Here is a 13,746-nt window from a genome sequence, read left to right as displayed (position 1 = left end):
GCCCCCTTCCCGCTCTCTATCCGTGAACCCTCTTTCTGGAGGAAGCATGACCATGCTCCGCCCACCGGGCGCACTGCGCTGGTGGACCCTCGCAGTCGTGTCCGTCGGCACGTTCATGCTCATGCTCGACCTGAGCGTCGTCGCCGTGGCGCTCCCCGGCATCCGCGGTGACCTGCACGCGAGCTTCAGCGAGATGCAGTGGGTGTTCGACGCCTACGCGCTCACCCTCGCCGCCTTCCTCGTCATCTCCGGCTCGATCGCCGACCGGCGGGGCCGCCGGGCGGTCTTCGTCGTCGGGCTCGTCGTCTTCACCGTCGCCTCCCTGGCCTGCGGCCTCGCGGACTCCATCGAGGTGCTCAACATCAGCCGGGGCGTGCAGGGTGTCGGAGCGGCGATCATGTTCGCGGTCGGTCCCGCGCTCCTCGGCCACGAGTTCCACGGCAAGGAACGCGCCGCCGCGTTCAGCGTCTTCGGCGCCGCCGTCGGTATCGCCGCCGCCACCGGGCCGCTCATCGGCGGGGCTCTGACCAGCGGCCCCGGCTGGCGCTGGATCTTCTTCCTGAACGTTCCGGTCGGCCTCGCCACGCTGCTGGTCGCGCTGCGGCGCCTTCGCGAGTCGCGGCTCGCGCACAGCGCCGCCCCGGACTTCGCCGGGATGGCGGCTTTCACCGTCGCGCTCGGCGCGCTCGTCCTGGCGATCGTGCGGGGCAACACCGACGGCTGGTTCTCGGGGAGCAACATCGCGCTCTACGCCGTCGCGGGCGTCGGCCTGGTCGTCTTCCTGGCCCTGTCGCGGGCCCGGGGCGAGAACGCGATGATGGACCTGCGGATGTTCCGCAACCGGACCTTCGTCGCGCTGTGCGCGGTCACCTTCCTCGCCAACGCCGCCGGTTTCCCGGCGATCTTCATCGAGACCTCGTACCTGCAGAGCGTCCTCTCCAACTCGGCCTGGGAGGCGGGCCTGCGGTTCCTGCCGCTGTCGCTCGGCATGTTCGTCTTCGGCGCGCTGACCGGCGCCATGACGAACAAGGTGCCCTTCCGGATCATCATGGGCGTCTCGCAGCTCGCCCTCGCCGTCGCTCTGCTGCTCACCCACCGCGGCGGTCCCGGCGACGCCTGGACGGCGCTGCTGCCCAGCCTGGTCGTGATGGGCGCGGCCTTCGGGCTGTTCCAGCCGACCCGTGCGGCGCTCGCCATCGGCGTCGCCGAACCGGCCAAGGCGGGCGTGGCCTCCGGGATCAACGAGACGTTCCAGCAGGTGGGCGTCGCGCTCGGGATCGCGGTCGCCGGGGCGTTCTTCGAGAACCGGGTCGCCGACTCCTTCGCCCGTTCCGACGCCGCCGCGAGCATCGGCGACAAGAGCCACGAGGTCGCGTCGGCGATCAGCGCGGGCGCCATCGAGCCCGCCGCCCGGTCGGCGGGCCCGGCCCTGCGCGATCAGGTCCTGGCGGACGGGCGCCACGCGTTCACCGAGGGGTTCCACCAAGCCATGACCTTGTGCGCGGCGATGGCGTTCACCGCCGCGGTCATCGCGTTCGCGTTCCTGCGCAACAAGGACCTGCACGAGAGCGCCCTCACCGGCGTCCCGCCGGAGCTGCCCGCCGAGGACGACGCAGCGGCGGAGCGCAGCGACTCCGGCACCCACAGACCTTCCTGACGAACCGACAGCCATCGTCCGTCCATCCACGTGCACCACGTTCTCTGGGGGAACACCGCATGAAGCACCAGGGCATATCCGAGCGCGTCGACCTTCCGATCGAGCGCATCCCGACCCGCTGGTACAACGTGATTCCGGATCTGCCCCGGATTCCCGAGCGCTACATCGACAACGCCACCGGGAAGCCGGTCACGCAGGAGTATCTGGAGCGGCTCTTCGTCAAGGCCCTCGCCGCGCAGGAGAGCTCCCTCGAACGCTGGATCAAGATCCCCGAGCCGGTGCGCGACGCGTACAAGCTGTGGCGGCCCACCCCGCTGGTACGCGCCGTCGCCCTTGAGCGGGAGCTGGACACCCCGGCGCAGATCTGGTTCAAGTACGAGGCGACCTCGCCGACCGGCAGCCACAAGCTCAACTCGGCCATCGCCCAGGCCTATTACGCCAAGCGCGACGGCCACACCCGCCTGGTCACCGACACCGGCGCCGGGCAGTGGGGCAGCGCCCTCGCGCTCGCCTGCCAGCTGATGGGCATCGACCTGACCGTCTTCATGGTGCGGGCCAGCTTCCACCAGAAGCCCTACCGCCGCCACCTGATGGAGACCTACGGCGCCACCGTCCTGCCGAGCCCCGGCGACAGCACCGCCTTCGGCCGCAAGCTGCTCGCCGACAACCCCAACCACCCGGGCAGCGAGGCCACCGCCGTCAGCGAGGCGCTGGAGCTCGTCGACGCGGACCCGGGCACCCGGCTCGCCGTCGGCGCCTTCTCCAACCACTGCCTGCTGCACCACACCGTGATCGGTCAGGAGCTGCGCGAACAGCTCGCCCTGATCGGCCGCAGCCCCGACTACCTCATCGCCTCCGTCGGCTGCGGCTCCAACCTGGGCGGCTTCGCGCTGCCGTTCCTGGAGGACAAGCTCAACGGCGCGGACATCGAGATCCTCGCCGCCGAGCCCGAGGCATGCGCCCCGCTCACGTACGGCGAGTACCGCCTCGACTGGGCCGACGCCGGCGGACGCGGGCCGGGCGTCCACACGTACACCCTCGGCCACGACTTCGTGCCGCCGCCCATCCACGCGGGCGGCCTGCGCTACCACGGCTGCGCCCCGCTGGTCGGACTCATCCGCCACGAGGGCCTCCTCGAGGCCGCCGCCTATCCGCAGACGCAGGTGTTCGACGCCGCGAGGACCTTCGCCCGGCTCCAGGGCTACCTGCCCGCACCCGAGAGCGCGCACGCGATCCGCGCCGTCATCGACAAGGCGCTGGACTGCAGGCGCACGGGCCGCGAGGCCACCATCGTCTTCAACTACAGCGGGCACGGGCTGCTCGACCTGGAGGCGTACGGGCGCCACAACGCGGGCCTGCTGCGCGACGTCGAGGAGGAGGACTTCTCCGCCCCGAGCATGGCCCAGAGCCTGGAGGGACAGGCGTCATGATTTCCTACACCCAGTACATCGACGGCAAGGACGTCGAGGGGCAGCGCTGGACGTATGTCCTGCGCGCCTCCGCGCTGCTGCGCGACGTCGACAGCGCCTTCAACCTCAAGCGGGGCCTGGAACTGGGCCGTACCACGGAAGTCACGGACGACGTCGTGGCCCGCTGCGCCGTCGGCACCGTCGCCGACAGCGACCGCGCCCTCGAAGCGGCCCGCCGGGCGAGCCGCGCCTACCGGCTGCTGCCGCAGGAGACCCGCAGCCGGATCATGCTGGAGTTCAACGAGGCGCTGACCGCCCGCGCCGACGAGCTGATCGACCTGCTGATCACCGAGGGGCATCCGCGCCGCCTCGCCCAGTGGGAGGTCAGCGGGATGCTGCGGGGCACCGACGAGGCGACGATCCGCTGGTACGAGAGCCAGCTGCGGCAGTCCTTCCAGGTGGAGGGCAAGCAGCTCGAACTCGTCCGCAAGCCGGACGGTGTCGTGTGCGTCAACCCGCCGCAGAACGCGGCCGGTTCCAACTCGACGATGGCCGTGTTCGCGCTGCTCGTGGGGAACGCGGTCGTCGTCAAGGCGCCCCGTTCCTCGCCGCTCGGCGTGATGTTCGTCTTCCGTGACGTGCTCGCCCCGATCCTGGAGCGGCACGGCGCCCCGCCCGGCACGCTCAACGTGGTGTGCGGCAACGCGGGCGGCATCCTGCGCTCCTGGGTCTCCAGCCCGCTCGTCGACGACATCCTGTTCTTCGGCGACAGCGAGGCCGGGCTCAAGCTCGGCGAGGAGTGCCTGGCCAACGGCAAGAAGGCGATCCTGGAACTCGCGGGCAACGACGGCTTCGTCGTCTGGCGCGACGCCGATCTCGACGCCGCCGCCCGCGCCCTCGAGGAGTGCTTCTACGGCTCCAGCCAGATCTGCATGGTCCCCAAGTACGCGGTCCTGCACCCGGAGATCGCCGACGAGTTCACCGCGATCTTCCTGGACCGTGTGCGCAAGCTGCGGCCCGGCTATCCCGAGGACCCGGAGACGCTGCTCAGCCCCGTACTGAAGGTCGACAAGTTCTTCGACTTCATCGCCGAGGCCCGTGAGGCCGGGGGCACGGTGCTGTGCGGCGGCAACCGGGTGGACGTGGACGGCGAACCGTCGACGCGCGGCATGTTCTGCGAGCCGACCGTGGTCCGCGTCGACGGCCTGGAGCGTGCGGGCGGCCTCTCGATCGTCCGGGAGGAGACGTTCTTCCCGCTCCTCCCGCTGGTCGTGCCGGAGACCGCGCCGGACGAGCAGCTCTTCGAGCGCGTCGTCGACTTCGTCGACAGCAACCTGTACGGGCTGCGCAACTCGATGTGGACCGGTGATCCGGAGCTGGCCCGGCACTTCGCCGAGAGCGTCACCAACGGCGGCACGCTGAAGATCAACGACTCGCACATCGGCTTCAACTCGGTGCTGTCCACGCACGGCGGCACCGGCCGCACCGGCGGCCCCTACGGCGAGCTGAACTACGCCGGTCTGCGCACCTCCCATCTGCAAGGCATCTCGTGGGGCGACGGCGATCCGAGGCCGCTCGACCCGCGGGTCCTCGCCACCGGAGAAGCCTCCGGAGAAAGGGCACAGGTCTGAATCCATGGCCGTCAACGGCTCGAGCATTCCGGGCGGCCCCACGGCCGTCGAGCATTTCGACGTCATCATCGTGGGCGCCCGCTGCGCCGGCTCACCGCTCGCCACGCTGCTCGCGCGCGCCGGGCTGAAGGTGGCCGTGCTCGAGCAGGCGACCTTCCCCAGGCCGACGCTCTCCTCGCACCTGCTGGAGGCGGACGGGCTGAAGTTCCTCGACCGGCTCGGCGTGCTCGGGCCGGTCGAGGAGACCGGGGTGCGGTTCATGAAGCACACCGACACCCGGCTCGGCGACTTCCGGGTCCGCACCCGCTTCCCGCTGACCTTCGACGACCTCGGCGGCGCCGCGTTCCTCCAGCGCCACCTGCTCGACGTGATCCTCGCCGACGAGGCCGCCGCGTCCGGCGCGGAGCTGCGGATGGGGACCCGGGTCGTCGAGGTCCTGTGGCACCGGGGGCGGGTGTGCGGGGTGCGCGCCGAGCGCAAGGGCGTCTCGACGCGGCTGCACGCGCCGCTGGTCGTCGGCGCGGACGGCCGCGCCTCGACCGTCGCCTACATGTGCGGCTCCCACAAGTACAACGTCAACCCGAACCAGCGCTCCTACTACTTCACCTTCTTCGAGAACGCCGACCCCGCCTACGACGACCTGTTCGTCTTCCACCGCTGGGGCGACCGCATGGTGTGGGCGGGCCCCGCCGACAACGGCCTGTACCTGTGCGGTGTCTCGCCCGAGGGGCACGAGCGGGAGTACTTCCGGCGCGAGACCGAGGCCGGGATCTGGGCCCACCTCCGGGCCTGCGAGCCCACCGCGGCCGCGCTCGACAAGGCCCGGATCGCGCAGAAGATCTCCGGCATCGTCAAGTTCGACGGCTACCTCCGCCAGGCTTCCGGGCCCGGCTGGGTCCTCGTCGGCGACGCCGGTCACTTCAAGGACCCGGCGGCCGGGCGCGGCATCGGCGACGCGTTCCTCCAGGTGGAGGCGCTTGCCCCGGCTGTCGTCGACGCCCTCGGCGGAACGGCCCGGGGCGGCGCGGACGAGGCGATGCGCCGCTGGGGCGTCTGGCGCGACCGCCACTTCGAGGGCCACTACTGGCTCGCGACCATCCTCGGCGAGGCGGGACCGCTGCCCGGCGCCGTCCCCGAGGCGCTGCGGCGGCTCGACGAACGCGGACAGCTCGACCGCTTCTTCGACCTGTACGCCCACCGCTCCAACTACTACGACGTGTTCCCGCTGCGCGACATGGGCATAGCGACCGCCCGCCGCCTGCTGTCCGGCGCGCAGCCCCGGGGGCCGCTCCTCAAGGAGACCGTCGGGCTCCTCGCCCGCGAACCGCGCCGCCGGTGGATCAACCGCCATCCGGCGCTCGCCACGTCCGATCTGACGGCCCCGCCGGCCGCCCGGACACCACGCACCACCCCGCAGAACCGGAGGGAGGCCGCCGATGCGGCACATAACGGATGAGCCCCGGGCGGAGGCCGACATCGTCGTGGTCGGGGCGGGCCTGGCCGGTCTGACCGCCGCCCGCGAACTGACATCGGCGGGTTGGACCGTACGCGTCCTGGAGGCCCGGGACCGGGTCGGCGGCCGTCTCAAGGGCCTCGACCTCGGCGACGGGAAGACGGCCGACCTCGGCGGCGAGTACTTCGGCGACAAGAGCACACTGATCGCGGAGACCGGCCGCTCGCTGGGGGTGCGCGGCTTTCGCACGTACGACGAGGGGCGCCGCCTCAGCTTCGTGGGCGGGCGCCGCCACGCGTACTCCGGGCTGTTCCCGTGGAAGCTCGCGCCGACCACGCTCGCCGACTTCGGGCAGGCCGTGCTGCGCATCGAACGGCTCTCGCGCACCGTGCCGCCGGAGGCGCCGTGGCTGGCGCCCGACGCGAAGGCGCTGGACAGCCAGACGTTCTGGTCGTGGTGCCGCCGCAATGTGGCCACCCCGACGGCCCGCGAGTTCCTGTCGATGGTGACGGAGGCGGCGTACTGCGCCTCCCCCGCCGACCTGTCGATGCTGCATGTCCTGTACTACGCCAACGCCTCGGGCGGTTTCCGCTACCTCCTGGAGATCAGCCGTGGCATCCAGCGCTACCGCTTCGAGGGCGGTGCGCACAGCATCCCGGAGAAGCTCGCGCAGGGCCTGACGGACGAGATCCGGCTCGGCGCGGTCGTCCGCCGCATCGAGCAGCGCGCCGACTCGGTGACGGTCTCGGGCCCCGGCTTCGAGGTCCGGGCCCGCTGGGTGATCGTCGCCGTCCCGCTGACCCTGTCGGGGCGCATCGAGTACGCGCCCGCTTTGCCGGGCTACCGCGACCAGCTCACCCAGCGCATGCCCGCCGGGGCCGCGCTCAAGTGCCTGGCCGTCTACGACGAGCCGTTCTGGCGCGCCGACGGGTTCAGCGGTCAGGTGACCACGAGCGACGGCCCGTTCCGGGTGGCCCTGGACACGTCGCCGCCCGACGGAAGGCCGGGCGTGCTGTCCGCGTTCGTCACGGGTTCGGCGGCGCGCAGGCTGACGCGCCTGGCCGAACCGGAGCGCCGCACGGCCGTCCTCGGCGCCCTCGCCCGCGCCCTCGGCCCGCGCGCCGCCCGCCCCGCCGAGTTCGTCGAACAGAACTGGCTCGACGAGGAGTTCACCCGCGGCTGCTACCACGGCTTCGCCCCGCCCGGCGTCTACACGTCGTACGGCCCGGCCCTGCGCGCCCCCATCGGCCGCATCCACTGGGCGGGCACCGAGACGGGCGTCCACCAGATGGGCTCGATGGGCGGCGCGGTCGACTCGGGCGTCCGCGCGGCCCGCGAGGTCTTCGCCCGCGCGGTGGGCGACCGGGACCCGCGCGTGGCGATCCTGGGGATGGTGGGCCGTGGCTGACCACCCCGCCACCCACCACTCAGGCGCCCTTCTCGTCGTCGGCGGCTACGGGGTCGTCGGCGCCCAGGCGGCGCGCCTGCTGCGGCAGCGCGATCCCGGGTTGCGGCTGCTCATCGGTGGCCGCAACCCCGAGCGGGCGGCGAAGTTCGCCGAGTCGATCGGGGCGCGGGCCCTCGCCGTCGACGTCGGGCGGCCCGCGCCGCTCGGCGCGCTGGACGAGCGGCCCGCCGCCGTCCTCGGGGCCGTCAGCGACCGGTGGGGGCATCTCGTCGCCGACGCCATGCGGCTCGGCATCCCGGTCGCGGACATCCACCGGGCCGCCGACGCCGACGTCCTCGATGTCAGTGTGGCGGCGGCCCGGGAACGGCCCACCAGCCCCGTTCTGCTGGCGGGCAGCTGGTTCGCCGGGCTCGCCGCGCTCATGGCCGCCGCGGCGGTGCGTGAGCTCGGCGCCGCGGACCGGGTGGACGTCGTCGTCCTGGTCTCCTCCGACGACCGGGTCGGCCCGGACTCCTGGGGGTTCGCCGATCGCCTCGCCTGGCCGTACCACCCGATGCGCGAAGGCCGTCGGGCTCTCGCGCAGCCCATGACGGAGGCGCGCCGGGCGCGTTGCGCGGACGGCGCCGAACGGCCCGCCGCGCTCGTCGGCACCCTGGAGCAGACCACGCTGCCCGTCACCCTCGGCGTGCCCACGGTCGAGACGCGGATGGCGTTGCAGAGCCCCGCGTCGCTGCGCGCCATGGTCGCCCTGAAGCGGTCCGGGGCGCTGCGCGCCCTCACCCGGCCCGCCCTGCGCCCCGTCCGCTCCGCCCTTCTGGAGCGGCCGGGCGCCGGGGACTTCGCGGGGCTGACAGTCACCGCGCGCGGCTCCGGCCGCACCGTCCGCGTCGACCTGCTCGACCCGCGCGGCCAGGCCCATCTCAGCGCCGTGGGCGCGGCCTGGGCCGCCGAACAGGTCCTCGGCGCGGGGCTGCCGCCCGGCGTCTCCTTCCCGGAACAGTCCGCGCACCCCAAGGCCGACTTCGACCTGTTGCGCCAGTCCCTCGTCCAGGTCCGTACGGCCGGCTTCACCCGAGCACCCTGACCCCACCCACGAGAGGAACCGCACATCATGGAGAAAAAGCCGGGCGACGGCCGGACCGCCGCCCTCCTGCTCGTCGCCCTGCGCACCGTCGGCGGCGCCGCATTCCTCGCCCCGACGCTCGGCACGAAGAACTTCGGCATCAAGGACGACACCGAAGGCGTCTACCTGGTACGGCTGTTCGCGGCCCGCAACCTCGCCGTGGCCGGCGGCCTGCTGCTCAGCAAGGGCCGGGCGCGGCGCCTGTGGTTCCAGGCGGGCGCCGTCTGCGACGCGCTGGACACGGCCGCGGGGCTCGACGCACTGCGCACCGCCAAGAAGGCGTCGGGGCCCGCGGTCCACACCCTCGCCGCGCTGGCCGCCACCGCGATCGGCGTGGCCGGTGCGCGGTCCGCACGCGGGGAGGCCGAACGGTGAGCGAGCGGGTCTGCGTCATCGGGGCGGGCGCCGCGGGCATCGCCATGGCCCGCGCCCTGGTCGTGCGCGGCATCCCCTTCGACTGCTACGAGCGCGGCCCGGCCGTCGGCGGCCTGTGGCGCTACCCTCCGGACCCGTCCGCCCACGACCGCAGTCGCGCCTACGCCTCCTTGCACGCGAACACCTCGAAGACGGTCATGCAGTATCCGAGCTTCCCGATGCCGGACGAGTGCCCCGACTATCCGCACCACACCGAGGTGGTCCGCTATCTGGACGCGTACGCCGACCATCACGGCCTGCGCCAGCACATCCGGTTCGACACCGAGGTGACCCGCGCCGCGCCCGCCCCGGACAGCGGCTGGGACGTGACCCTCGCCGACGGCTCCACGCACCACTACCGCGCCGTCCTCGTCGCCTCCGGAGGCCGCCACGGCGAGCCCGTGCACGGCCGTTTCGAGGGCAAGTTCACCGGCGAGCAGCTGCACTCCACGGAGTACCGGGGGCCCGGCGGCTTCGCCGGGAAACGGGTCGTCGTCCTCGGCCTCGGCGCGACCGCCGCCGACATCGCCACCGAGATCTCGCGGGTCGCCGAGACCACGTACCTGTCCGTGCGCACGGGGCACTACGTCGTCCCCAAGATCCTCGAAGGGCGGCCCATCGACCGGCTCTCGCCGCTGATGAGGAGGCTGTCCGTCGAACAGCGCCGCCCGCTGGCGAAGCTGATGCTCAAGCTCGTCCACGGGAACATGTTGGACTACGGGCTGCCCGCTCCCCCGTACAAGGTCGGCCAGGGCCCGTTCGTGGCCAGCAGCGAACTCCTCCCGGCCATCGTGCACGGCCGGATCACGCCGCGGCCGGTGATCGTCTCCGCCGGGGACCGGACCCTGCGCTTCGCCGACGGGAGCAGCGCCGAGGCGGACGCGATCATCCACTGCACCGGGTACCGGATCGCCGTCCCGTTCCTCGGCCGGGAGCACGTGGGCGACGGCGACGACGCGCCCCCGCTCTACCACCAGGTCGTGCCCCCGCAGACCGAGGGCCTGTACTTCATCGGCCTGCTGCACTCGATGACCGCGCTCATGCCGCTCGCCGAGGCCCAGTCCGAATGGGTCGGCGATCTGCTCACCGGCGCCGTCCGGCTGCCACCGCGCGAGCGGATGTGGGCCCGGGTCCGGCAGGCCAGGCGCCGCCAGGACAAACGCTTCTACGACTCCTCCGGGCACCTCCTGGTGGACCCGCAGGAGTACGAGCGGCTCATGACCGCCGAGCGCACCGCTGAACGCGCCACCGCACGCACCACCGCACGCACCACCGAACACGTGAGGAAGGACTGAACAGTCATGCCCCAGACCCCGAATTCCGGGGGGCCCGGCGCGCAGCCGGGCCGCCCTGTCCGGCGCACCACCTTCGGCAAGGTGCTGCGCGGCCAGTTCGAGCCGCGCCGGGTAGCTCTGAACAAGCCGGTCAATGTCGGCCTGATGGCCGAGCTGGCGGCCGAGCGGCACGGGCCCGTCCCGATCCATCTGGACCAGCCCTTCGCCTGGGACCCGCAGCAGCGCACCGAGACGGACTACGTCGAATTCGCCCAGCTCGTCGAGGAGTTCTCCGCCGTCCTCGCCGCGGCCGGTGTGCGGCGCTGGGACCGCGTCGTCATCCTCAAGATCCCGAACTACGACGTGCAGGCGCTCGCCTGGGCCGCCGCCCGGATCGGCGCGATCCCCGCGCTGCTCTCCGCGGGGCTCGACCCCGACATCCTCAACGTCCTCCTGGAGCGCCTCGACGCCCGCTACCTGGTCACCGATGCGCCCACGGCCGCGTACGCGCGTCTGGACCGGGCCCGCCTCGACGCCCTCGGCATCCGGGCGATCGCCGACATCGACGGCGGTGTCCCGGTCGGGGACCTGTGGGGTGCGGCGGTGCCCGCGCCCGCGCCGCTCAAGGACGAGGACCCCATGATGATCACGCACACGTCGAGCACGACGGGTGTGTCGAAGCTGGCGGAGACGTCCGCGCGAGCGGTGTCGTTCTCCGCGTTCCTGGAGTCCGTCTTCCCGTTCGTGCACGGCGGCAACGAGCTGTTCGCCAGCGCCATCTCGCATGTGCACGTGCGCGGCGCCATCACCCAGCTCGCCGCGTTCTCGCGCGGCACCCCGCTGCTCGGCATCGGCCGCCCCGACGACGAGACGATGCTCCGGCTGCTGCGCGGGCACCGGCCCACGATCCTGGAGGCGCACCCGAACGCGTACGTCGGCTGGGAGCGGCTCATCGACGACCCGGCGCAGCCGTTCGCCGGGATCCGCACCTTCATCAACACCTTCGACGCCATCCACCCGCGTACCGTGCGCCGCTTCCTGAACGCCTCCACCCGCACCATGCCGGTGTGGTGGCAGTGCTACGGCATGACCGAGACGCAGGCGGTCTCCGTGCGTCCGTACACCCGGCGCTCGGCGGCCCGGCTCGGCGAGCGGGACTCGCGCAGCGTCGGCTGGGAGATCCCGGGCGTGCGCGCCCGCATCGCCGACCCGGCCACCGGCGAGCGGCGCGGCTCGCAGTCGCAGCCGGGGATGATCCAGGCCCGTACGCGCGCCCGGGCCCTTTCGTTCGTCGGCACCCCGGAGAAGTTCTCCGAGCGGCGCCACGGCCGGTGGTTCGACACCGGGGACTGGGGGCGCCGGGGCCGCTGGGGGCAGTTGGAGATCCTGGACCGGGTCGCCGACCGGATCGAGGGCGTGGACAGCTGCCTGTGGCTGGAGGACGTGCTCATGACGCGGATCCCCGACGCCGAGGAGATCGTCGTCGTGCCCGACGGCGAGGGGCGTCCGGTGCCGGTGGTGTGCATGCGCGACGGCAAGGCGCTCGACCCCGTCGACTGGAAGAGCGCGGCCGCCGGCCTGGCCGGGCTCGGCGCGCCCTTCGAGGTGTCGCCGCAGGACCTGCGCCGCACCGCGACGGTCAAGGCGCGGCGCTACCTCCTCACCGAGATGATCAAGAACGGCCGTCCCGTTCCCCTGCCCGCCGAGGTCGTCCTGCGCGACGGCGCCTGAGCACTGTACGAAAGGCGTCGACCGATGGACGCAGTTCCCCAGTTCCCCGTGTACGACCGGGTCGCCCTGATCTCGCTGCACCTCGCCGAGGTCGGCACCGTACGGGCGCTCAGGGCCGTGCGCCCGGCGCCCGTACCGGCCGCGGTCCAAGGGCTGCGCTTCGCCCAGACCTGGCTGATGAGCCCGCTGCGCACCGGCGCGCTGCCCTCGGCGAACGTCACCGGCGTGGCCCTGATCGCGGCCTGGGACGACGACCGGTCCCTGGACCGGTATCTGTCCCATCCGACCGCGCGGGTCTACCGGGAGGGGTGGAACGCCCGCTGCGAGCCCGTGCGCACCGTGGGCGCCTGGCCCGGCCTGCCCGATCTGCCGCGCCGGGAGGAGCCGACCGGCGAGGATCCGGTCGCCGTCCTCACCATGGCGCGGGTGCGCCTGCACCGCTGGGGCCCGTTCGCGGCGGCCGCCGGGCCCGCCGAGCGTGAGGCGCGGCGCCATCCGGCGTTCCTGGCCGGAACCTCCCTGTTGCGCCCGCCCGGCCGCGTCGCCACGCTCTCCCTGTGGCGCACCGCGCGCGAGATGCGCCAGTACACCGTCGGCTCCTGTCCGGGCGGCCACGCGGACGCGATGAAGAGGCACCAGGAGAAGGAGTTCCACTACGAGACCGTGTTCGTGCGGCTGCGCCCCTACGCGACCGAGGGGCGATGGGGCGGGCGGGACCCGCTCGGCCGCACCGACCCGGCGACGAGAGGGTAACTCCGACGAGGAGGAGCGACATGGCGACGCACACGGCCGAACTGCCGTCCGGGACCCTCGTGTACGAGGACACCGGAGGTGAGGGGCCGGTCCTCGTCCTGCTGCACGGGCTGCTCATGGACGCCTCGCTGTGGACGGGCGTCGTCGAGGAGCTGAGCGCCGATCACCGCTGTGTCGTGCCCGTCCTGCCGCTCGGCGCGCACACGCTGGCGATGCCCGAGGACGCCGACCTCTCGCCGCGGGGGCTCACGCGGCTCGTCGCCCAGTTCCTCGACCACCTCGGCCTCGCAGACGTCACGCTCGTCGGCAACGACACCGGCGGCGCCCTCGTCCAGCTCATGCTCGGCGGGCTCGACGACCGGGTCGGCGCGGTCGTCCTCGTCTCCTGCGACGCCTACGACAACTTCCCGCCCGGTCTGACCGGCAGGACCGTGGTCCTCATGGGCAAGCTGCCGCCCGCGCTGTTCGGCGCGTTCATGCAGCAGCTGCGGCTCAAGCCGGCCCGCCGCCTCCCGATCGCCTTCGGCCGGCTGACCAAGCGCGGCGACGCCGTCACCGCCGCCTGGCTGCGGCCCGTCCTCAAGCTGCCGCCGGTCCGCCGCGACACGGTCAAGGTGCTGCGCGGCATCTCCGCCCACCGCACGGCCCTGACCGAGGCCGCCGCACGGCTGCCCGCGTTCGACCGGCCCGCCCTGGTCGTCTGGGCGAAGGACGACCGCGTCATGCCCCCGGAACACGGGCGGCGCCTGGCCGAGGCCCTGCCCAGTGGGCGGCTCGTGGAGGTGCCGGACTCCTACACGCTGGTGCCGTTGGACCAGCCCGCCGTACTGGCTCGCGCGATCCGGGAGTTCACCCACGCCTGACCTGCACTCGTACGTACCGGTACGTACGAG

General features: G+C 72.9%; 11 protein-coding genes. All 11 read left to right on the top strand.

Annotated features, from left to right (window positions below; all coding sequences use genetic code 11):
- Positions 1–46 precede the first annotated feature (46 nt).
- Genes ACH4RC_RS04760 through ACH4RC_RS04710 form a run of 11 tightly spaced genes read left to right on the top strand, consistent with a single transcriptional unit; the run spans position 47 to position 13,716 of the window.
- Positions 47–1,657 carry an MFS transporter gene (locus ACH4RC_RS04760; protein ID WP_398195088.1) on the top strand — a complete coding sequence of 537 codons (1,611 nt, stop codon included), beginning with the start codon at positions 47–49 and terminating at the stop codon, positions 1,655–1,657.
- Positions 1,658–1,716: 59 nt separating this feature from the next.
- Positions 1,717–3,087: a TrpB-like pyridoxal phosphate-dependent enzyme gene (locus ACH4RC_RS04755; RefSeq protein ID WP_398195085.1), complete on the top strand. Its 1,371-nt coding sequence runs from the start codon at positions 1,717–1,719 to the stop codon at positions 3,085–3,087.
- A complete protein-coding gene (locus tag ACH4RC_RS04750; RefSeq protein ID WP_398195083.1) occupies positions 3,084–4,697 on the top strand; it encodes an aldehyde dehydrogenase family protein in 1,614 nt (537 codons plus the stop codon). The genes ACH4RC_RS04755 and ACH4RC_RS04750 overlap by 4 nt, the downstream gene beginning before the upstream one ends.
- Positions 4,698–4,701: 4 nt before the next feature.
- Complete coding sequence (locus tag ACH4RC_RS04745; RefSeq protein ID WP_398195081.1) at positions 4,702–6,153, top strand: NAD(P)/FAD-dependent oxidoreductase; 1,452 nt, start codon at positions 4,702–4,704, stop codon at positions 6,151–6,153.
- On the top strand, positions 6,134–7,558 hold the full coding sequence (locus ACH4RC_RS04740; RefSeq protein ID WP_398195078.1) for a flavin monoamine oxidase family protein: 1,425 nt from the start codon (positions 6,134–6,136) through the stop codon (positions 7,556–7,558). Before ACH4RC_RS04745 ends, ACH4RC_RS04740 begins: the two co-directional genes overlap by 20 nt.
- Positions 7,551–8,642, top strand: a complete 1,092-nt coding sequence (locus ACH4RC_RS04735) for a saccharopine dehydrogenase (protein ID WP_398195076.1) — start codon at positions 7,551–7,553, stop codon at positions 8,640–8,642. The genes ACH4RC_RS04740 and ACH4RC_RS04735 overlap by 8 nt, the downstream gene beginning before the upstream one ends.
- A gap of 27 nt (positions 8,643–8,669) precedes the next feature.
- Positions 8,670–9,056 (top strand): hypothetical protein, encoded by a 387-nt coding sequence (locus tag ACH4RC_RS04730; RefSeq protein WP_398195074.1) that lies wholly within the window; start codon positions 8,670–8,672, stop codon positions 9,054–9,056.
- Positions 9,053–10,390 (top strand): flavin-containing monooxygenase, encoded by a 1,338-nt coding sequence (locus ACH4RC_RS04725; RefSeq protein ID WP_398195072.1) that lies wholly within the window; start codon positions 9,053–9,055, stop codon positions 10,388–10,390. Before ACH4RC_RS04730 ends, ACH4RC_RS04725 begins: the two co-directional genes overlap by 4 nt.
- A 6-nt stretch (positions 10,391–10,396) precedes the next feature.
- Complete coding sequence (locus ACH4RC_RS04720) at positions 10,397–12,100, top strand: AMP-binding protein (protein WP_398195069.1); 1,704 nt, start codon at positions 10,397–10,399, stop codon at positions 12,098–12,100.
- A 24-nt stretch (positions 12,101–12,124) separates the two neighbouring features.
- Complete coding sequence (locus tag ACH4RC_RS04715; protein WP_398195067.1) at positions 12,125–12,853, top strand: spheroidene monooxygenase; 729 nt, start codon at positions 12,125–12,127, stop codon at positions 12,851–12,853.
- Between the two features lie 20 nt (positions 12,854–12,873).
- A complete protein-coding gene (locus ACH4RC_RS04710; protein ID WP_398195064.1) occupies positions 12,874–13,716 on the top strand; it encodes an alpha/beta fold hydrolase in 843 nt (280 codons plus the stop codon).
- Positions 13,717–13,746 lie beyond the last annotated feature (30 nt).

It is taken from the genome of Streptomyces sp. NPDC016845 (assembly GCF_044332585.1).
In the GTDB taxonomy this organism is placed as follows: domain Bacteria; phylum Actinomycetota; class Actinomycetes; order Streptomycetales; family Streptomycetaceae; genus Streptomyces.
This window is presented reverse-complemented; position numbering and strand designations above follow the sequence as displayed.

What these genes read in the sequence shown, in the direction of transcription:
- ACH4RC_RS04760 (WP_398195088.1), top strand. Translation starts at nt 47, where the DNA reads ATGACCATGCTCCGCCCACCGGGCGCACTGCGCTGGTGGACCCTCGCA.
- ACH4RC_RS04755 (WP_398195085.1), top strand. Translation starts at nt 1,717, where the DNA reads ATGAAGCACCAGGGCATATCCGAGCGCGTCGACCTTCCGATCGAGCGC.
- ACH4RC_RS04750 (WP_398195083.1), top strand. Translation starts at nt 3,084, where the DNA reads ATGATTTCCTACACCCAGTACATCGACGGCAAGGACGTCGAGGGGCAG.
- ACH4RC_RS04745 (WP_398195081.1), top strand. Translation starts at nt 4,702, where the DNA reads ATGGCCGTCAACGGCTCGAGCATTCCGGGCGGCCCCACGGCCGTCGAG.
- ACH4RC_RS04740 (WP_398195078.1), top strand. Translation starts at nt 6,134, where the DNA reads ATGCGGCACATAACGGATGAGCCCCGGGCGGAGGCCGACATCGTCGTG.
- ACH4RC_RS04730 (WP_398195074.1), top strand. Translation starts at nt 8,670, where the DNA reads ATGGAGAAAAAGCCGGGCGACGGCCGGACCGCCGCCCTCCTGCTCGTC.
- ACH4RC_RS04720 (WP_398195069.1), top strand. Translation starts at nt 10,397, where the DNA reads ATGCCCCAGACCCCGAATTCCGGGGGGCCCGGCGCGCAGCCGGGCCGC.
- ACH4RC_RS04715 (WP_398195067.1), top strand. Translation starts at nt 12,125, where the DNA reads ATGGACGCAGTTCCCCAGTTCCCCGTGTACGACCGGGTCGCCCTGATC.
- ACH4RC_RS04710 (WP_398195064.1), top strand. Translation starts at nt 12,874, where the DNA reads ATGGCGACGCACACGGCCGAACTGCCGTCCGGGACCCTCGTGTACGAG.